Annotated in this window: 12 protein-coding genes; 5 read left to right on the plus strand and 7 right to left on the minus strand. The window is 42.8% G+C overall.

Annotated features, from left to right (window positions below):
- Positions 1 to 373 precede the first annotated feature (373 nt).
- From glyA to ACQKCP_RS06720, 3 genes are all read right to left on the minus strand, one after another.
- Positions 374 to 1630 (minus strand): serine hydroxymethyltransferase, encoded by a 1257-nt coding sequence (glyA, locus tag ACQKCP_RS06710; protein ID WP_427611754.1) that lies wholly within the window; start codon positions 1628 to 1630, stop codon positions 374 to 376.
- Between the two features lie 687 nt (positions 1631 to 2317).
- On the minus strand, positions 2318 to 2806 hold the full coding sequence (locus tag ACQKCP_RS06715; RefSeq protein WP_427611755.1) for a chorismate--pyruvate lyase family protein: 489 nt from the start codon (positions 2804 to 2806) through the stop codon (positions 2318 to 2320).
- A gap of 114 nt (positions 2807 to 2920) precedes the next feature.
- Positions 2921 to 4303, minus strand: coding sequence for a GNAT family N-acetyltransferase (locus ACQKCP_RS06720; RefSeq protein WP_427611756.1), 1383 nt, complete (start codon positions 4301 to 4303; stop codon positions 2921 to 2923).
- A 607-nt stretch (positions 4304 to 4910) separates the two neighbouring features.
- On the opposite strand from ACQKCP_RS06720, the gene ACQKCP_RS06725 reads away from it, so the two are divergent.
- The gene (locus ACQKCP_RS06725; RefSeq protein ID WP_191114679.1) at positions 4911 to 7130 is read left to right on the plus strand and encodes an NADP-dependent isocitrate dehydrogenase; all 2220 of its coding nucleotides are present in this window, start codon (positions 4911 to 4913) and stop codon (positions 7128 to 7130) included.
- A gap of 235 nt (positions 7131 to 7365) precedes the next feature.
- On the opposite strand, the gene icd is transcribed toward ACQKCP_RS06725, so the two are convergent.
- Positions 7366 to 8625, minus strand: a complete 1260-nt coding sequence (gene icd / locus ACQKCP_RS06730) for an NADP-dependent isocitrate dehydrogenase (protein WP_427611757.1) — start codon at positions 8623 to 8625, stop codon at positions 7366 to 7368.
- Positions 8626 to 9063: 438 nt separating this feature from the next.
- On the opposite strand from icd, the gene ACQKCP_RS06735 reads away from it, so the two are divergent.
- Both ACQKCP_RS06735 and copM read left to right on the plus strand, forming a co-directional pair.
- Positions 9064 to 9678, plus strand: coding sequence for a pseudouridine synthase (locus ACQKCP_RS06735; RefSeq protein WP_427611758.1), 615 nt, complete (start codon positions 9064 to 9066; stop codon positions 9676 to 9678).
- A gap of 213 nt (positions 9679 to 9891) precedes the next feature.
- Positions 9892 to 10746 carry a CopM family metallochaperone gene (gene copM / locus ACQKCP_RS06740; RefSeq protein WP_427611759.1) on the plus strand — a complete coding sequence of 285 codons (855 nt, stop codon included), beginning with the start codon at positions 9892 to 9894 and terminating at the stop codon, positions 10744 to 10746.
- 170 nt (positions 10747 to 10916) lie between these two features.
- Here copM and ACQKCP_RS06745 read toward each other — a convergent pair whose 3' ends face one another.
- Positions 10917 to 12947: a M61 family metallopeptidase gene (locus ACQKCP_RS06745; RefSeq protein WP_427611760.1), complete on the minus strand. Its 2031-nt coding sequence runs from the start codon at positions 12945 to 12947 to the stop codon at positions 10917 to 10919.
- A 324-nt stretch (positions 12948 to 13271) separates the two neighbouring features.
- Between ACQKCP_RS06745 and ACQKCP_RS06750 the strand changes: the two genes are divergently transcribed.
- The gene (locus tag ACQKCP_RS06750; RefSeq protein ID WP_057758283.1) at positions 13272 to 13757 is read left to right on the plus strand and encodes an FKBP-type peptidyl-prolyl cis-trans isomerase; all 486 of its coding nucleotides are present in this window, start codon (positions 13272 to 13274) and stop codon (positions 13755 to 13757) included.
- A gap of 506 nt (positions 13758 to 14263) precedes the next feature.
- Here the strand turns inward: ACQKCP_RS06750 and ACQKCP_RS06755 are convergent.
- Positions 14264 to 16474, minus strand: a complete 2211-nt coding sequence (locus ACQKCP_RS06755) for a carboxy terminal-processing peptidase (RefSeq protein WP_427611761.1) — start codon at positions 16472 to 16474, stop codon at positions 14264 to 14266.
- Between the two features lie 464 nt (positions 16475 to 16938).
- On the opposite strand from ACQKCP_RS06755, the gene nagZ reads away from it, so the two are divergent.
- A complete protein-coding gene (gene nagZ, locus ACQKCP_RS06760; RefSeq protein ID WP_427611763.1) occupies positions 16939 to 18015 on the plus strand; it encodes a beta-N-acetylhexosaminidase in 1077 nt (358 codons plus the stop codon).
- A gap of 113 nt (positions 18016 to 18128) precedes the next feature.
- Here the strand turns inward: nagZ and ACQKCP_RS06765 are convergent, their stop codons facing one another.
- On the minus strand, positions 18129 to 19727 hold the full coding sequence (locus ACQKCP_RS06765) for an OmpA family protein (protein WP_427611764.1): 1599 nt from the start codon (positions 19725 to 19727) through the stop codon (positions 18129 to 18131).
- Between the last annotated feature and the right edge of the window lie 72 nt (positions 19728 to 19799).

A 19799-nucleotide genomic window follows, 5' to 3' on the forward strand; every position in this document is an offset into this window, starting at 1 on the left:
ATTCAATCAATTACAGCGATACTAATACAAAGTGTAACTATTTATTATAATTTGTATTAGTATTATTACTAGAACTTCAATACTGACTATATACTAATATTTTTGTATAAACAAAGGGATTTACACATTTTTCTTCATTAAACATCAACTTAGCTCCTTAAAATTAATACCAGAACTCAGTCAAGATCACTACACTTATCGAAAAATGTCGGTAGTGATTTTCAGGTTAAATAACAGACTTAAATATAATTAAAAGAGCTAAATAGCAATATCAACATAGGTTTGCGTTAAACGCTCTAATACTTATAGAGAGTAATAACAAAAAAAACCGCTAAGCAAAAGCTTAGCGGTTTTTTTATTGCCATTCTAAAGTTTACTGATTTTTAGCATAGACTGGTAATTCTGCACAAATCGCTTCTACTTTAGAGCGTACTTCAGTAGCAACCGCTTCATCACCGCGGCTGTCTAGTACGTCACAGATCCAACCTGCCAACTCACCCGCTTGTACTTCGTTGAAACCGCGAGTAGTAATAGCTGGCGTACCGATACGGATACCAGAAGTCACGAATGGTGATTTTGGATCGTTTGGTACAGCGTTCTTGTTGACAGTGATGTGCGCTTCACCAAGCCATTTGTCCGCTTCTTTACCCGTCATTTCTTGCTTAACGAGGCTGATCAGCATTAGATGGTTTTCAGTACCGCCAGAGATGACTTCATAGCCGCGCTCTTGAACCACTTTTGCCATTGCTTGCGCATTTTTCACTACTTGCTGCTGATACGTTTTAAAGTTATCTTCTAACGCTTCTTTAAAGCAAACTGCTTTTGCAGCGATAACATGCATCAACGGGCCACCTTGGTTGCCTGGGAATACGGCTGAGTTTAGCTTTTTAGCCAGTACTTCATCACGTGCCAAAATCATACCTGAGCGTGGGCCACGTAGGGTTTTGTGCGTAGTCGTTGTAACTACATCAGCGAAAGGTACTGGGTTTGGATAAACACCGCCAGCAACTAGGCCTGCAACGTGAGCCATATCGACCAATAGATACGCGCCTACTTCATCCGCGATGTCACGGAAACGCTGCCAATCAACTACTTGTGAATATGCTGAGAAACCCGCGATGATCATTTTTGGCTTATGCTCACGCGCCAAGCTCTCTACTTGGTCATAATCAATAAGGCCAGTGCCATCTACCAATCCGTATTGTACGGCATTGTAGTTCAAACCTGAGAAGTTGATGTGTGCGCCATGCGTCAAGTGACCACCAGCGTCTAAGCTCATGCCTAGTACAGTGTCATTTGCTTCTAGCAATGCTAAAAATACGGCTGAATTTGCTTGGCTACCAGAATGCGGCTGAACGTTCACATACTCTGCACCGAACAACTCTTTAGCGCGGTCAATGGCTAATTGCTCAACCACATCCACATGCTCACAACCACCATAGTAACGCTTGCCAGGATAACCTTCTGCGTATTTGTTGGTAAGGTCAGTACCTTGTGCTTCCATTACTGCTTGTGAGCAGTAGTTTTCAGAGGCGATAAGCTCGATGTGGTTTTCTTGACGAACGCTTTCTGCGGCCATCGCTTCAGCAAGTACTGGATCAAAATCTTTGATAGAAATATCTTTAAACATAGTGATGTCCTAAGTAGTGACTGTCATTAAAAAACGTCATTGAAAAGAAGCTTATAGCCTGCCCACAATAAAACAACTACTGCGTCAACGTCGCTGAAGTACTATTAATACCTCTGCACGCTGTTTTTCTGCAGTCTGTTTTACGGTATGACCATTATTGTGAATGGAGTCTATTAGCAAAGATTGAAATAAGAATAAATACAGGCGACTGACCTGTTATTAACTTGACTGATTCGTCAATAAAATCGATGTACATTTGCATCGATATCATCGCGAAAGATTAAGTGTAACATGAAAATTTGTGCTGTGAGCGCAAAAAAACCTCACCTTAAGATGAGGGAATTAAATGACTATATAACACAGATAAATAGCCAATAAAATAAAGGATTTACCCGCTGACTTTTTTCTCTTGCCTGCACCTTTATGCTGTTTTAGGCATAAAATATTTTTACATGTCGCTAGATATAGTCAATTCAATATAATTTCGATACAAGGAAACCGAGTGCAAGTTATACATTAGTATGCTTAGCGAGGATGACGATGTAGCGGATTTATATAGACTTGACTATATAGTCGATTCAGTTTAAAAATGGTACAAGGCAGCCGAGTGTAGATGTATATTAAATACCTCAAGCGCAGTTAACGCAGCAATACTTTCATAGTGGAGTGACTATTATAGTAAAGTGATTATAAGAACGCTGGTAAGAAAGTTTCACTAATCATAAGCATGCGACCATACCAATCATAACGCGTTTGTCGTTGCCAACCGTCACTCGTATGACTGATAAAACGCTCATTTGGCAAGGTACGGCGACGCTTAAATAACACGTAGCCGATAGGTGTGTTTTTCAGATGCTGAAGACGACGAGACTGACCTTTTAAACTGTTTAAAGGAAAGATGCTCTGTGCTTGGACCCATGGTATTTCATCATTACCATACAGCTGCACTTCCCGTACCCATGCCAGCATTGGACGATTTAGCATCATACCTCGTACACCCAGCTGCTTTTTTTGACCTAAAGTTAGCGAACGATAGCCTTCAAAGCTGCGTTTTACGCGCAGCGGCTGCCTTGCCTTCTCTTCTAATATCGCAGTGAGAGAGCCTTCAGCATTTAGCCAAGGTATGAGTTCAGTAGGAGGTAGGCCACTGGTAGAACTAAAAGAATTGCTGGTCATAGTTTATGGCTAGTATTTTTTAAAGAGTGTTTATTTAAAGAGTGTTTAACAGTTAAAAGGTGCTTGCAAAGTGAAACAGAGTTAATCAAAGCTGATTACCATTACGAATTAGTGCTATGAGTCACTACCATCAAATTCAGGCATATTGTCTGCATTAAAAGGCAGAGCTTCAAAGGCCTGCTGACGATACTGCGCCATATGCATCCGATCTCTGACACAAAAATCGCCAATCGCTGGTACAAAACGCGGATCATAGATACGGTGGATAGAATGTGTCGTCGTTGGAATAAAGCCACGTACCAGCTTATGCTCTCCTTGCGTACCAGGATCAAAAGATATCAACCCTTGCTCAATAGCAAACTCGATACCTTGGTAATAGCACAGCTCAAAATGCAAGCTGTCATATTCACCTAGCGCGCCCCAGTAACGACCATATAAGGTAGCATTATTATCGCCATCAGCCTTGTCACCATCAACATTGTCACTATCAGGTCTATCATATAAGAACAAACTACTCGCGATAATCTCACCACTGGCATCGAGTGCTTGCGCAAGCATTATATGCTCAGGCATGCTTACTGCCAATGCCATAAAAAAGTCTATCGTCAAATAAGGCTGCTGTCCGCGTACTGCATAGGTCATCACATAACAGTGATAAAAAGCCTTCCAGTCAGCATCGCTAATAGCATCACCGCACTTTCGCTGGCAACTAATGCCCTGCTCAGCAACTTTACGACGCTCAGCCCGAATGGTTTTGCGCTTTTTGGCTTTTAAGGTCATCAAAAACGCATCAAAATCTGCAAATGGCTTACGGTCATTAAGTAAGTCTTTGTTTTGCCATAAGAACTGGCAACCTTGACGCTCAAATATCGGTAGCTCAATAACAGCTGACTCTACGCCGTTTTCTTGAGCCGCTATCGCAAGCTCTACATCAATTTCAGTTGGCATAGATGTGGTGGCGATAGAGGCAAGCTCAGGTGTCACAAACAGTCCATGCCAGCTTGAGGCGCCCACTTGTTGAGCGATATCATCGATACCTGCGATGGCTGTTTTGAGGATATCTTCATTCAAGGTTTCACCTTTTGCCAACCAAATCCTTTGACCAGTAATCGGTGTATATGGTGCACTAGTGACCAGTCGCGGATAATAATCAACGCCATAGCGCGCATAAGCTTCAGCCCATGCATGATCAAATACAAACTCACCGCGATGATGACCTTTTATAAATACTGGCATGACGGCCACAGGCTGCAATGTATTTTCTGCCGCGCTGTCTACTAAGGTATCGGTACTCTCTTCACTATCGGCACTATTAGTAGCGTCGGCGACACGATGTACCAAAATAAATATCGGTAACCACCCTGCCTGCTCACCAATTGCTCCGGTGTCAGTCAACGCTTGCCAAAAGGCAAATGACATGAAAGGGGTATCTGGTGTCTGCCACTCTGTTTGGCTCTGCCAGCTGGTATCATTAATCAGCGCATACTCTAAACTCATATTCACCGTCACTATTATAATCGCGATATATTTATCGATAACCAATCTATTGATGACCTAGACTAGCAAATTTTTACGCCATTGCTGTCACAATTTGCAAAAACTTATCCGCACCCAATAAAAAACCACCAACGATAACGCGGGTGGTTTGTAAGACTGCGCTCATGGGCAGTAAGATCAATATAAAACGTCATGAAAAAACAGTAGTTGTATGGAAAAGATGATATCGAAGCCGATGACTGGTAGAATAAGGTTGTTATTAGCTTAGTATAATTCGAAACCATAGGATACGAGCTAAAACAGTATACTTAGTTCATGGTATACGATTGACATCCTATCGGATTTATAGTGGATTGATTATAATGTAGCGTCAGTGATTCACTTTTAGGCAATTTTACACCGACCGTTAACGTGTTGCCTTTAAATGCTTTTTTCATGAATATTATTAAAAGAAAATGCCTGACCTGTCTTAAAAATTTCTAAGAAGCTACATATGAAGTACTTGTTCTAACCATATCATGGATTATTGCATAGTATCATTGACGCATATTCAACACTATATTTGAGCTTTATTATTAACTACAGCCTAAAGGAAGATCTAACTAAAATGTCAAAAATTATTTATACAAAAACTGACGAAGCCCCAGCGCTGGCGACTCTGTCGTTCTTACCTATTGTCGAAGCATTCACCAAAACGGCAGGCGTTGAAGTTGAAACCAGCGACATCTCTGTTGCAGCGCGTATATTGGCTGAATTCCCTGAATACTTGACCGAAGAGCAACGTGTTCCTGACAACTTAGCTGAGCTAGGTCGTCTGACTCAAGATCCAAATACTAACATCATCAAACTGCCAAACATCAGTGCTTCTGTACAGCAGTTAAAAGCTGCTATTAAAGAGCTACAGAGCAAAGGCTATGCTATTCCTAACTTCCCAGAAGATCCACAAACTGACGAAGAAAAAGAGCTACGCAAGCGTTATGGCAAAAGCTTAGGCAGTTCAGTGAACCCAGTACTGCGTGAAGGTAACTCAGATCGCCGCGCTCCTAAAGCAGTTAAAAACTATGCACGCAAGCACCCACACTCTATGGGTGAGTGGAAGCAGTGGTCAAGCACGCACGTATCACACATGCATGGCGGCGACTTCTACGATGGCGAGCAATCTATGACATTAGATAAAGCCCGTACGGTACGTATGGAGTTGTTACTTGATGACGGTACTCAAAAAGTATTAAAGCCTAAAATTGCTTTGCTTGATAAAGAAGTCATCGATCTGATGGTCATGAGCAAAAAAGCACTATTAGAGTTTTATGAGCGTGAAATGGAAGATTGCCGCGAAGCTGGTATCTTGTTCTCACTACACGTAAAAGCAACCATGATGAAGGTCTCGCATCCTATCGTCTTTGGTCATGCAGTTAGAATCTACTATAAAGAAGCCTTTGAGAAACATGGCGCTTTCTTTGATGAGCTAGGTATCAACGTCAACAACGGTATGGCAGATTTGTACGACAAGATCTCAACGCTACCAGCTTCAAAACGTGAAGAGATTGAGCGTGATTTACATGCGTGTCAAGAGCATCGCCCACGTCTGGCCATGGTTGACTCTTCAAAAGGTATCACCAACTTCCATTCACCAAGTGATGTAATCGTTGATGCTTCTATGCCAGCGATGATTCGTTCAGGCGGTAAAATGTGGGGTGCTGATGGCAAAATGTATGACTGTAAAGCCGTCATGCCAGAGTCTACCTTTGCCCGTATTTACCAAGAAATGATCAACTTCTGCAAATGGCATGGTAACTTTGATCCAAAAACAATGGGCACCGTTCCTAACGTTGGCCTAATGGCTCAAAAAGCTGAAGAGTATGGCTCGCATGACAAGACTTTTGAGTCTAGCGATGCTGGTATTGCACGTATCGTCGATATTGATACTGATGAAGTATTACTCGAAAAACGTGTTGAGAAAGGTGATATCTGGCGCATGTGTCAGGTTAAAGATGAGCCTATCCAAGACTGGGTAAAACTTGCCGTACGCCGTGCTCGTGAATCAGATACGCCTGTTATCTTCTGGTTAGACCCATACCGCCCACATGAAAACGAGCTAATCAAAAAAGTCAGAACGTATCTAAAAGATCATGATACTACTGGCTTACATATCGAGATTATGTCTCAGGTTCGTGCGATGCGTTATACCCTAGAGCGCGTTGCTCGTGGTCTAGATACTATCTCTGCGACTGGTAACATCCTACGCGATTACCTAACTGACTTGTTCCCTATCCTAGAGCTAGGTACCAGTGCCAAGATGCTATCAGTTGTACCATTAATGAAAGGCGGCGGTTTGTTTGAAACTGGCGCTGGTGGTTCTGCACCAAAGCACGTTGAACAGCTGACAGAAGAAAACCATCTACGTTGGGATTCACTTGGTGAGTTCTTGGCATTGACGGTATCGTTGGAGCATTTAGCAAACAACGACAACAATGCTAAAGCTCAAATCTTGGCAGACACGCTAGATACAGCAACAGAAAAACTGCTACTAAACGACAAGTCACCATCACGCAAGACTGGCGAGTTGGACAACCGTGGTAGCCATTTCTATCTAGCGATGTACTGGGCAGAAGAGCTTGCAGCGCAAGATAAAGATAGCGAGCTAAAGGCGCAATTTACACCATTCGCTCAAAAGCTAAAAGAGAACGAAGAAGCTATCGTTAAAGAACTTAACCAAGCCCAAGGCAAGCCAGTAGATATCAAAGGCTACTACTATGCTGATGAAGAGTTGGCTAAGAAAGCAATGCGTCCAAGCGCTTTGTTTAACGAGACATTGGCATCGCTATAATTTTAAGCGATTATTCTTAAACCATTAAGCCTAATTGCCTTTGGGTTTTATACTCAAAAGTGATTAAGCGAGTTTAAGTTTTAGTAAAAGAACACCTCAACCGTCTTCGAACGTTGAGGTGTTTTTTTGTGTTTTCTACAATCTTTACAAAGAGTGAAACAAAAAAAGCCACCTATTTATATAGGCGGCTTTTAATACATAGTCATAAAATAAAATGTTTAGAGCTTAAGTAGTCTTATGCTTCCATATGCTTAATAATCGCCTTACCAAACTCCGAAGTACTCAATAAGGTAGCATCTGGCATCAGACGCTCAAAATCATACGTGACTGTTTTATTGGTAATCGCCCCTTGGATACCGCTAATGACAAGATCAGCTGCTTCCGTCCAGCCCATATCACGAAGCATCATCTCAGCAGACAATATCAATGAGCCTGGGTTTACTTTATTCTGACCAGCGTACTTGGGCGCAGTACCGTGCGTCGCTTCATAAACAGCAATCGCGCCGCCTTTGTTTGCACCTGGTGCAATACCAATACCGCCTACTTCAGCGGCCAATGCATCAGAGATATAGTCACCGTTTAGATTGAGTGTCGCCACTACAGAATAGTCTGCGGGACGCATCAAAATCTGCTGTAAAAACGCATCAGCGATGACGTCTTTAATAATAATATCGTTACCTGTTTTTGGATTTTTCATGGTCATCCATGGACCGCCATCTAATAACTCTGCACCAAAACGCTCTGCCGCTAGCTCATAACCCCAATCCTTAAATGCACCCTCTGTAAACTTCATGATATTACCTTTATGCACTAGGGTCACATTTGGCAAATCATTATCGATGGCATGTTGAATCGCTTTTCGTACTAAGCGCTGTGAGCCTTCTTTTGAAACAGGCTTGATACCGATGCCGCAGTCTTCAGGGAAGCGAATACTGGTCACCCCCATCTCATCTCTTAAGAAATTGATAACTTTTTTGGCATCGTCGCTGCCCGCTTTCCACTCGATACCCGTGTAGATGTCTTCTGTGTTTTCACGGAAGATAACCATATTGGTCAGCTCTGGATGCTGCACTGGACTTGGCACGCCTTCAAACCAACGTACTGGGCGTTGACAGACATACAGGTCGAGGTTTTGGCGTACCGCGACGTTTAACGAACTGAAGCCACCACCCACTGGCGTGGTCAATGGACCCTTGATACTAATGACGTAGTCTTTTAGAATCTCTAGCGTCTCGCTTGGCAAATAGTCGCCGTCATATACTTTCGCTGCTTTTTCACCAAGATAAGTCTCCATCCAAATGATAGACTTCTTGCCGTGATACGCTTTATCAACTGCAGCATTGACTACTTTTATCATAACAGGCGTGATATCCACGCCGATCCCATCACCTTCCACAAACGGAATAATCGGATGGTTGGGAACATTTAATGTGAGATCTGCGTTTACGGTCACTTTTTCGCCGTCTCTTGGCACGATAACCTTATCATATGACATCGATGATACTCCTTGGTTGTATGTTGGACGTCGCAAGCGAACTAGACACTTTGTTATGCTAACCGTTTTATTATAGTTGTAACGCTTTGGGCGCTTATCGGCTAAGCAAAGCTTTGATGAGTACGACACTTGTGACATTGATTTGAACAATGTTAAAAATAGCTCGTAGCTAAAAAAATTAAAATAGAGACCCAAACAATGATCGCCGCTAGTAGATAGTAGATATTTCTATATCAGAAATATAAATACCACTATCAGAATGCGGATTTAGGATAACAGCAAATCTATATAAGCGCTGTCCTACTTTTGTAGCAGGTGATGTAGCATACAGCACATTAAATATATCGCCTTTGGTCTTGTTGCTTAATACTAGCTCTGCATCACAAAACATACGCTACAATACTTCATTACTCATCTAAAACTAGGAAACACCTTTTTATGTCTACTTCTAGTCTCATCTTATTCAATAAGCCTTACGGCGTGCAAAGTCAGTTTAGAGATGACAGTAATAACGACCACACCACCCTATCGCAATACTTTACCGATAAGGCTTTGCGAGTTGCTGGTAGGCTAGATGCCACTTCAGAGGGCTTGCTGATTTTGACCGATGATGGTCGCGTTAATAAAGCAATTACTCATCCGCCAAAAGCCAATGCAGGGCGCAAACAAGGTAAAACTTATTTAGTACAAGTAGAAGGAACGCCTACTGCTGAGCAACTCAATAAGCTCAAACGTGGCGTGGTTTTAAAAGACGGTAAAACGCTACCTGCCGAGGTCAAACACGTCAGTGAAGATGAGCTACCGATGGTGCTCTGGCAGCGCAATCCGCCAATACGTGAGCGTAAAAGTGTACCGGACGCATGGCTGATACTAACAATATATGAAGGGAAAAATCGCCAAGTCAGACGTATGACAGCGCACGTCGGTCTGCCTTGTCTGCGTTTGATACGTTGGTCGGTGGCAGGGTTTGAGCTAGGTGAGTTAGCTGTTGGGGAGTCTGTACGCGTTCATCTAACTAGCGAACACAGTCGTCAGCTAGGTATTTCTAGCTAATTTAGATGGTTTTAAGTTTATATATTGTTGGTTAGTTCACACTGTTTGACTGTTTAGCCACGAATATAAAACTCTAACATTAATATATTACGACCTGTTAAACATAGTGTCTCGAATGGGTAAGGTTTATCTGCTAACATTCAGCACGTAATTGATTATGTATAATAAGTATTATCCATTTATCGTTTGGTTTCTTCACAATAGGGATATGTCATGATTGCTTCTCGTCGTTTTCTTTCGTTGGTCACTAGCATTTTTGCGGCGCTTGTATTGAGTGCCTGTCAGCCAACGACAGAGGATAGCCAATCAAATCCTGCAGAAGAAACCTCACCGCCAGTGACTGATATGCCACATGCTGAGCATGACGGTATGGCAGACGACACTCTAACAAATGACAGCGATAACAGTGTCAGTGATGAGTCTCAAATGAGCGATATGCTCAGAGACTATACGAGATCAATGACTAGAATGCATGACGAGATGATGATTGGTATGGGTTATAACGATCCTGATACCGCTTTCGCTAAAGGCATGTTGGGACATCATCGCGGCGCGGTAGAGATGGCAAAAATAGAGCTCAAGTATGGTACTGACGAAGCGATGCGCCAGCTTTCTCAGGATGTCATTACGGCACAGCAAGCTGAAATCGACATCTTAAACAAGTGGCTAGCTAGCCATCCTGATGCTGCCAAACCTAAGCCAAATACTGTGGCGATGCAGCAAGCATATGCTAAGAGCATGGAAAATATGCATGGCGAAATGACTTTGGGTGTGGCTGATCCCGTACCTGATATGGCATTTGCACGCGGCATGCTACCGCATCATATTGCCGCTGTTGATATGGCAAAAGTTCAGCTCGAATATGGGACAGATGAAGAGATGCGTCAGTTGGCGCAAGACGTCATTGATACCCAGCAAACTGAAATTGATGTGATGAAAAACTGGATTGCTGCGCTTGAGGCTGCAAGTAGCGACGAAGACGATAGCTCTGTAGATGAAAATATTGAAGCCGAAACTGCCGATAATAAGAACCCAGATAGCCCAGTTACTAAAGCTAAAGAGCAGTAAACGTATATCTTCTCGCCAACCTCTGACCTATCGAGCATTTAAATTGCTTGGACATATCTACAATATTAAAAGTAATATAAAAAACCCTCTTCTAAGCAGTATTGCTCGGAAGATGGTTTTTTATATGGAAGGGTTTTTTATATGGAAAATTATTTGATATAGCATTGAAGCTACCGCTTCATAACGTTAAGCCATGTCTCCCAACCTGCCTCACCTTTTAATTGCTCATTATCATTCTCTAGAGTCTTATCTCCTTTTGCTAAGCGTAGGCTTACTTTATGAGGAGGTACTGCTCCAGTCATGCCAGTTGTCTCATCTCGTAGCTTCACTTTAGTTGACGTTTCGGGTTGAATCTGAACACACATCAGCTCATCACGGCGGAATAAATAGCACTCAACAGGATGCGCTATATTAACCAAGGCGGTAAGCTGTTTCGTATCCGCTTTGATGCCGTCAATCGCGATAATAACGTCATGTGCTGAAATACCAGCCTTAGCCGCAATACTATCTCGCATCACACGATTGACTTTGAGTCCAGCTGGCGTTTCGTTACATCGCATACCCCAAGGCACATGCTTGTCAGCCGTTTCTTTAGTATTCGCCTGTATTTTGACACCATTTGCAACTAGCAACGCTTCAATTGGCAGTTCTTCTACCCCGTTGACATAACGGCGTTCAAAATCTTCCCATTCTGCTAGCGGCATAAACTGCTCAATGACTGAGCCCATGTCAGCACTACTGATACCAATTCGCTTACTGTCGTTCTGCTTGGCTTGAGTATAAAAAGCTTTGACCACATCAAACAAACGATAACGACCGTCGCTATTTTTGAGTAAGATTAGATCCAGACATAGAGCTACCAACGCGCCTTTATTATAGTAACTGATACCCGCATTGCCTGTATTTTCATCGGTACGATACAGCTTAATCCAAGCATCAAAACTTGACTCTGCCACGCTTTGATTACCACGCCCTGGAGTCTGGTAGTAGCGATTGATTTGCTCGGCTAGCAGTCGCAGATAATTGGCTTTATCAATCACACCTGACGCTTGCAACATAAAATCATCGATATAAGACGTAAAACCTTCGAATACCCAAAGTAATGGTGTAAATGCCTCACGGCGCAAATCGACATCAATCATGACATCAGGACGTACCGTCTTAACCCACCATGAATGAAAATACTCATGACTGCATAAGCCTAAAAACCGCTGATAATCTGTACTTGGTAACTTTGGTTCATTGGCATTTGGCAAGTCATTGCGCGGGGTAATAAGGCTAGTAGAGTTGATATGCTCAAGCCCACCATAGTCTTGACCACTGGCAAAGGTCATAAACGTATAATCGTCAAATGGCGCATCGCCTAACCAATCTACGTAGGTCTGACAAATCTGAGTAATATCTTGCTGCAATCGACCCAGATTGGCATTCTGCTTGCCCGACAGGTAAAAACTATGATGTAGCGTCTGATGCTCATTATCATGAATAATAAAATCAAATTTTTCTTGTTCTGCGATTTCAAATGGATAATCAATCAGCTCGTGATAATTGGCTGCCTGTAACTTGTAAATATGCTGACTGTTCGCTTGCTGATTGTCTTTTTGCTGCTGATCAATATGCAGGTACGTAGCGTCCAAACCACAGGTCAACAGTACTTTGCTACTTTCTTTGTCTGTAAAAAATGTCTCAGGCACAATCAAGCTAACGTGGACAGGTGCTTGCTCTTGCCCTTCGACGGCGAGCGCAAGTGAGGTGAAATTACCATAAAGTCGTTGCTGGTCGACGTAGGCCGTACGCACGGATAAATCATAGCAATAGACTTCGTACTCGACGATGACCGTCTGCCCTGCTTGCACTGCTGGCAGCTGCCATGTGTTTTTATCGATTTTTTGTGCGCGATAAGTCTCTGGTTGCTTGTCACTATCCGCTGTTTGAACCTCTCGTACTTGATAATGTACCGCAGTGATGTTTCGAGCAAATTCACGCATCAGATAACTGCCTGGTATCCATGCTGGTAACCAAAGCTGAGGCGCATCGGATACTGCTGCAAAGCTCAGGGATACATCGACCAAATGCTCGTAGAAACGGGCAAAATCAAATTGATAGCTTATATCAGCTATTGTTTTAGCCTTAGTATCATCATGATTGGTTGAAATATGGCTCGTTGGTTGTTTAGTAGTGGTATTGGCAAATGCAGTCATCGTGTCTCTCATCCTTATTTTTATAATTATGCTAGAAGTCCTGCTCTAAAAAAGCAACTCCTAAACCATGAATAGCCAACAGCTATGCATTAACTATAGAAAATAGCAGTTATTATTGTAAATTGTGGCATTAATTGGCATTTTTTATGTTTTTTGCCTTGAAAGTTATGTGGGCCATCTCAATTAAAGATGCTAACTGCTAAAGTTACTTTAATAAACTGATGATAATTGACTAATGACGTGGCCTCTTGGCTTGCAGATTGGCTTTTTTAGGTTTATTGCAACCGTATTTAATTTTTTACATAGATATATTTAGGATATTTTATGACTACTATCGCAAAAGACACTGCCGTCAAATTCAATTACACATTAAAAGACGACGAAGGCAATATCCTTGACCAGTCACCAGAAGGTCAGCCACTTGCTTATCTACATGGTCACAGCAACATTATCCCAGGCCTAGAAGCACAATTAGAAGGTAAGTCTGCTGGCGAAAAAGTTAATGCAGTCGTTGAACCTGCTGATGGCTACGGCGAATACCAAGAGCAAGCAGTACAGCATGTACCACGTGACAACTTCCAAGGCGTTGATGACATTCAGCCTGGTATGCAGTTCCAGTCAGAAGCTGGCGGCCAAGTAATGTTGGTTACCGTAACTGCTGTAAACGATCAAGAAGTTACTGTTGATGCAAACCATCCATTGGCTGGTAAGCGTTTGACATTTGATGTTGAAATCCAAGAAGTACGTGCAGCAACTGAAGACGAACTAAACCATGGCCATGTACATGGTGCAGGTGGCGTTGAGCACTAATCTCTTCTAGAGTGTAGTGACAATAGTTAGATGATAAGTTATTGAATCTATCATCTAATCTAAAAGGCTAGTAGCCGATCAGGTTACTGGCCTTTTTTTATACTTATCTCATGGTAAGTTTTGAATTAATGTAGATGTGCTCAACTTGAATACTATCTATTTAAAAAATCTGCCATAAACATTATTAATATCCAAACGTAACAAAGCCGCATAACGACAAGCGTCATGCGGCTTTTATTACCAACCATCCATGTTAGCGTTACATGATACCTAATCCCGGGGCATCTCATAACTGACAGGCATCCAGCCTTATCATCCTTAATCAGCAAACTACTTATCCCTAGTGCGACCTTTAAGATACCAATCCCTAGTATCAATGAACCGTTTCGTTCAATCGTGCCGTACAGTTATAGTCGCAGATTGACCCTTCGTTGGTAAGAGGTCTAAACGTCAATCTATGTAAGCATATGCTTACATAGATTACGTAACGTTATAATAACTTCACATTATAGCTTCTCTTCAGGGCTAAGCATCGTCTTAGGTTCAGCGCTAAGCATCAGGTAAGCTGCCTCATTGATGAACGCTTCATCCTCTGGTAATTCTGGACGTTCAGCTGCTTTCATGCGGCTACGTTCTTCAAATTTTGCGTCCATCGCTGCCTGATAAGTGTTCCAGTTAGAGTACGGACGCTCACCAGTTGCGATAAGGCGCTTGTTTTCTGCTTCTAATGAGCGTTTTTCAATTAATTGCATTTTAGCTCTGCGGCTATTGATATCTAATCGAACAGGTTTCTTTTCATCATCCATGTTACGAATATCATTTAGTGTCGACAGATAAGTAAATTGTGGGTTTTTTTGTTGGCGAATCTTAGACTGCTGATTGAGCGTCGCCAATGTATCACTGGTAAACTTCCCTTCAGGCTTATACGGCGCCGTTCTGATAGTGTCCCAAGGTAATGCTTTTTTCTGAGCGCGCTCGCCAAAGGTTGCATCATCATAGATATTGACTAGCTCAACGTCCGGCACGACACCTTTATTTTGCGTACTACCGCCAGTGACACGATAAAATTTACGCTGAGTTAAAGTGGCAGAGCCCAAGGCTAAGCTATCGAGCTGAATCTGCGCCGAGCCTTTACCAGTTGTCGTACTACCAACCACTAATCCGCGACCATAGTCTTGAATAGCAGCGGCAAAAATTTCACTGGCTGAGGCGGATGCTAAGTTGGTAATGACTGCCATTTTGCCATCATACAACTGCTCGCCGCCATCGTTGTCGCGATACACTTGAATATTGCCACGATTATCACGAATCTGTACCAGTGGTCCACTCTTGATAAAGAAACCTAACATCTTGGCAACTTCATCCAATGAGCCGCCAGGGTTGTTTCTCAAATCAACCACTAGGCCATCGATATTTTGTTTATTCAACTCTTTTAGTGCTTTTTCAGTATCGATACTGACGCTACGGTAGTCTTCTCCGTTACGACGCGCACGATAGTTTAAATAAAAACTTGGTATCTCAAGTACGCCAATACGCTTTGGCGTCTTATCAACATTAGGACGCTGCACTTCTACCACTCGCTGAGTGACGCCAGACTCTTCTTGCTGGATAATATCACGCACGACCGTGACCGTACGGGCGCTAGCATCTGGGGTATTAGGTTGACGTAGTTTCAGTGTGACCGATGTACCGCGTTTTCCTCGAATCAAGCTGACAATTTCACGCGTTGACCAACCAACCACGTCCGTCATGGTTTCGCCATCTTTTGCGATACCAACGATCAAGTCATTAGGCTTGATTTGACCCGACTTGGCCGCTGGACCACCGTCGACTAAGGTCACAATGCGGGTGTAATCCGGATTTTTACGATCAGGACGAATAGAAACACCGATGCCTTCCAACTGAAGACTAGACTGGATTTGCAGTTCCGTCGCTTGAATCGGCGCATAGTAATTACTGTGCGGATCATAAGTGAGCATCGCCGTATTTAATATGGTCTCCATGATTTCATCATCTTTGAGACGCTTAAACTGCTCTTGTTGACGCGACAAACGATTTTGCAAAATCTCATTTGGCGTACGCTCATCGTTACGTACCAAGTCTTGTCCACGAGTGATATCTGGGTTGCTTAAAAATACTTTCTCTTTGGCTTTTTCGTCTTCTTGACCGAGGGTAATACTCATCAACTGGAACTTTAACTGACGTTCCCAGTAATCGCGCTGCTCTTTTTTGGTTTTAAAATGGCCGAGTTTTTCACGATCGAGAATGATTGTGTCATTACCTGTCAAATCAATATCTGTTTTGAGCATCTTGGTGGCCATCGCAAAGTACTCGTTTGAGCGTTTGCGGTAACGATCAAACACCTCTACCCCTGCAGATAGATCCCCTTGTTTTAGGCGAGCACCAAAGTCTTCAGCGTGTTTTTTCTTCAGCTCATCGACATCAGATTGCAAAAATAACGTATGATTTGGGTCAAGGCTATCGATATACATTGATAGGATTTCGCTACCGGTCTTGCTATCTAAAGGCTGATTAAGATAATGACTCCGATCCAGCAAGGCAGCTACTTGACGGGTGGTGACCTTTTGCTCAGGGGTCTGAACGAAACTTCCCGTATTGGTCTCGGCGACTGCAGTACCGTAGCTTTGAGTTAAAATAATACCGGCGATGCCCACTGACGCTGCACTGAGTAACCACTGTGCTGGTTGTTTTTTCATCATATGTACCTAGTTATTTGAAGTTAATAGTATTGGGTAATTCATCAGAATTAGAAATGCTCAAATCTGTTATGACCTATAAATGCTGCACTTTTTATTCTTATACTTTATGCATCATTAAATACTGATATATAGTCAAAAATCAATCAATATTATCACGCGCATAAATACTGAACTGTCTCAAACTGTATAAGCAATCTTACACGCTACCTCTGTACATACCAAACTTTCTATCACTTTTATCATACATAGTAATTGAGGGCTATCAACATCGATTTGATGACTGAATTTGATGACTATTAGCAAATTGATTTGACCCCAATAATCTGCCACATTATGCTCAGTTAATAATAGCTGTCATAATAAGATATCTGAACAATGACTGCTAAGCGATAAGACAGCTATAGATAGATAATCAGTCACATTCATAATATAACCATATATAAAATAATAAGGATCACGCGATGTACGGCGTTTTAATGATAGATATCGATAGTACCGCTTTGACCGCTGAAGATGTCAGTTTGATTAAACAAGCACAAGTCGGCGGAGTAATATTGTTTGGTCGTAACGTCACAGATGCGGCCCAAGTCAGAGCACTATGCGACGATATACGTTATCACAATCAAGACATACTTATCGGTGTGGACCAAGAAGGTGGACGAGTCGCGAGACTACGTGAAGGATTCACGCCCCTACCTGCTATGGGTCGATTGGGTGAGCTATTCAATCAAGACCCAAGTCAAGCACTTAGCTGCGCCTACGATTGCGGTTATCTAATGGCAGCTGAAGTGCTGGCTGTAGGAATTGATTTGAGCTTTGCACCCGTACTAGATAGAGATGGTATTAGCCAAGTCATCGGTGATCGCAGTTTTCATCATGAGCCACAAGCCATCACTGCGCTTGCAACACAGTTCATGCGCGGAATGAAAGCGGCTGGCATGGCAACCACTGGTAAACACTTCCCTGGTCATGGTGCCATCGCTCCTGACTCGCACGTATCAGAAGCCATCGATACGCGTAGCTTAGATGACATCATTAATAGCGACATGCAACCTTTTGCCCAAACACTACATAGTCTGGATGCTCTTATGCCAGCGCATGTGATATTTTCGCAAGTAGACGACAAGCCGGCAGGTTTCTCCAAAATTTGGCTACAAGATATCATTCGAGATGAACTTAAATTTGATGGGGTATTATTCTCTGATGATTTATCGATGGCAGGTGCAAAGGCAGCTGGTGATGTCAGTGCTCGCGTAAAAGCGGCCATTGATGCTGGTTGTGATATTGCTCTCGTATGCAACGACCGTGTGGCTGCTCATGAGGCTGCTAAAGCTGCGCAAGATCTGCCTTATCCTAACCAGCAACGTATCAAAACCATGCGCGGCAACATCCCAACATGGCAAGGCGATCTTGAATCTACTTGCCAGCAGTTTGAATACTGGCAGCAAGCCAAGCAGAATGTTACTCAGACTTTTTTTGATGCGCAAGCTGATGGTGAGACTACTAAAGAATCAACAGATCCTACTCTGTATAAGTAATAGCTTACTTAACTATCATCAAGCAGCATACGAAAAAACCGCACCTTTATAAGATGCGGTTTTTGTCATTTAACTACTACTGCGTAGCTATAATCAAAATAAGAACAAATAGATTAATTGGTTGGGTCTACCGCAGTACCTTGGGTAGCATCATCGCCATCTGGTAACAAATCATCATTGTTACTATCTAATGGGTTCATATCTGGATCTAGCGAATCACTGTTTATCATCATGCCATCATTGGCGCTGACCACTTCGTCATTGACCATAAATTCGATACGGCGATTGCGGAAGCGACCTTGTTCAGTTGAATTGTCCGCGATTGGTTCTGATTCGCCCATGCCTTTGGTCGTTAGTTTACTGGCATCAACCCCTTTAGACACTAGATAAGCTTTCACTGACTCAGCACGCTCCTGAGACAGCTCCATATTATAGGTATCAGAGGCTTGACTGTCTGTATGACCGACGATCATCAGCTTAATATCAGGTACATTGTTGATGATTTCTGTAGCACGGTCTAACAGCGCCTTATTGACTTCAGGTATAACCGCTTCATCTACTTGGAAGTTAATCACCTGAATACTCAAAGCACGAGCCACATCACGCGGATCTGGATTTTCACCTAGATTGGTCATTGCCACATCTGCAGCAGCCAGACTGTCATCAATCTCGCCTTGTAGGTCTAATGGACCTTCAGCTTGCACGGTCATGGCAGGAGCAGCTGCTTGTAAGTCAGCAACCAACTTGTCCAACGCAGCTTTATCAGGAGCATTGACAGTAATGTTATCGCCTTTGATAATCATGCTCGCGTTCGGTACATTTTTGATAATTGGTAATATCGTTGCCAGTTGAGCAGATGCTGGCATATCTACTGCAAAGTTATCATCAACGTCAGCACGGCATTTATTAGCTTCATCACCAAATGCACCAGTCAAAGCGTTCATAACATTGGTTTGTAATGTCTCATCACCTACGCTCATACGACAAGCATACAGCTCACTATTTTCACCAGTTGCGATACTGAGTGATGCAGGCTCAATTGCGCCTGTAACCGCTAATGCCTCATTACCTTGTGCCCCTTGCTGTACTGTAGCCGCTGGCGTTGCTACAGGTTCAGGGTTTTCTTGACAACCTCTGAGTAGAGCCCAAGCCAATGCACCCAAGATAATCAAACCAATAATAGGTAGCAGCGCTTTCATAAAGCTCTCTTTTGGCTCTTCTTCTTTTTGCAATGGCGCTGGACTGGTGGTATCAGAAATTGGTGTGCCAGCCGTAGTAGAAGTGGCAGCGACTGCACTAGCAGGCAAAACAGTACCCGCCCATGCAGGGATATGATGCTGGTAACTGTTCAGGTTGTCATTCAGAAATTGCGGAACGGGCGTGGTACCAGCTAAACTTTTGATTTCATGAAAAGCTAATGGCGCTGCCATCGCAATCAAACCACGTGAGGCCGTTGCATCGACGTTATGTTTGCCTGCCAGTTCACGAGAAATTTGGTCGCGGTGTGCTCCTTCTGTCCATACACGATCATAAAAAGCGTTGTCATCACGGGCAATGTTTTCATTGGCAAAGCGGCTAAAAGTATCATTGTCTGCAAGACGAGCAGCAAAAATGGCATAAAACTGCTCTAATAGATTTTTCTTAGCTGGGCTACGGTCATCTTCCAATACGGCTGGGCTGACGGTGCGTGTCAAATGGCTAATAATATCCATAATATGGCTCTCCCCTTAATTTTTATTTATATCATTTGTTCGCTCAAAAAGCAGCTATATCATTCTTTTGTA

The sequence above is a fragment of the Psychrobacter sp. NPDC078631 genome (assembly GCF_050268165.1).
Taxonomy (GTDB): Bacteria; Pseudomonadota; Gammaproteobacteria; order Pseudomonadales; family Moraxellaceae; genus Psychrobacter.

What these genes read in the sequence shown, in the direction of transcription:
- ACQKCP_RS06745 (WP_427611760.1), bottom strand. Translation starts at nt 12,947, where the DNA reads ATGACTGCATTTGCCAATACCACTACTAAACAACCAACGAGCCATATT.
- ACQKCP_RS06720 (WP_427611756.1), bottom strand. Translation starts at nt 4,303, where the DNA reads ATGAGTTTAGAGTATGCGCTGATTAATGATACCAGCTGGCAGAGCCAA.
- copM (WP_427611759.1), top strand. Translation starts at nt 9,892, where the DNA reads ATGATTGCTTCTCGTCGTTTTCTTTCGTTGGTCACTAGCATTTTTGCG.
- nagZ (WP_427611763.1), top strand. Translation starts at nt 16,939, where the DNA reads ATGTACGGCGTTTTAATGATAGATATCGATAGTACCGCTTTGACCGCT.
- ACQKCP_RS06735 (WP_427611758.1), top strand. Translation starts at nt 9,064, where the DNA reads ATGTCTACTTCTAGTCTCATCTTATTCAATAAGCCTTACGGCGTGCAA.
- icd (WP_427611757.1), bottom strand. Translation starts at nt 8,625, where the DNA reads ATGTCATATGATAAGGTTATCGTGCCAAGAGACGGCGAAAAAGTGACC.
- ACQKCP_RS06750 (WP_057758283.1), top strand. Translation starts at nt 13,272, where the DNA reads ATGACTACTATCGCAAAAGACACTGCCGTCAAATTCAATTACACATTA.
- ACQKCP_RS06725 (WP_191114679.1), top strand. Translation starts at nt 4,911, where the DNA reads ATGTCAAAAATTATTTATACAAAAACTGACGAAGCCCCAGCGCTGGCG.
- ACQKCP_RS06715 (WP_427611755.1), bottom strand. Translation starts at nt 2,806, where the DNA reads ATGACCAGCAATTCTTTTAGTTCTACCAGTGGCCTACCTCCTACTGAA.
- glyA (WP_427611754.1), bottom strand. Translation starts at nt 1,630, where the DNA reads ATGTTTAAAGATATTTCTATCAAAGATTTTGATCCAGTACTTGCTGAA.
- ACQKCP_RS06765 (WP_427611764.1), bottom strand. Translation starts at nt 19,727, where the DNA reads ATGGATATTATTAGCCATTTGACACGCACCGTCAGCCCAGCCGTATTG.
- ACQKCP_RS06755 (WP_427611761.1), bottom strand. Translation starts at nt 16,474, where the DNA reads ATGAAAAAACAACCAGCACAGTGGTTACTCAGTGCAGCGTCAGTGGGC.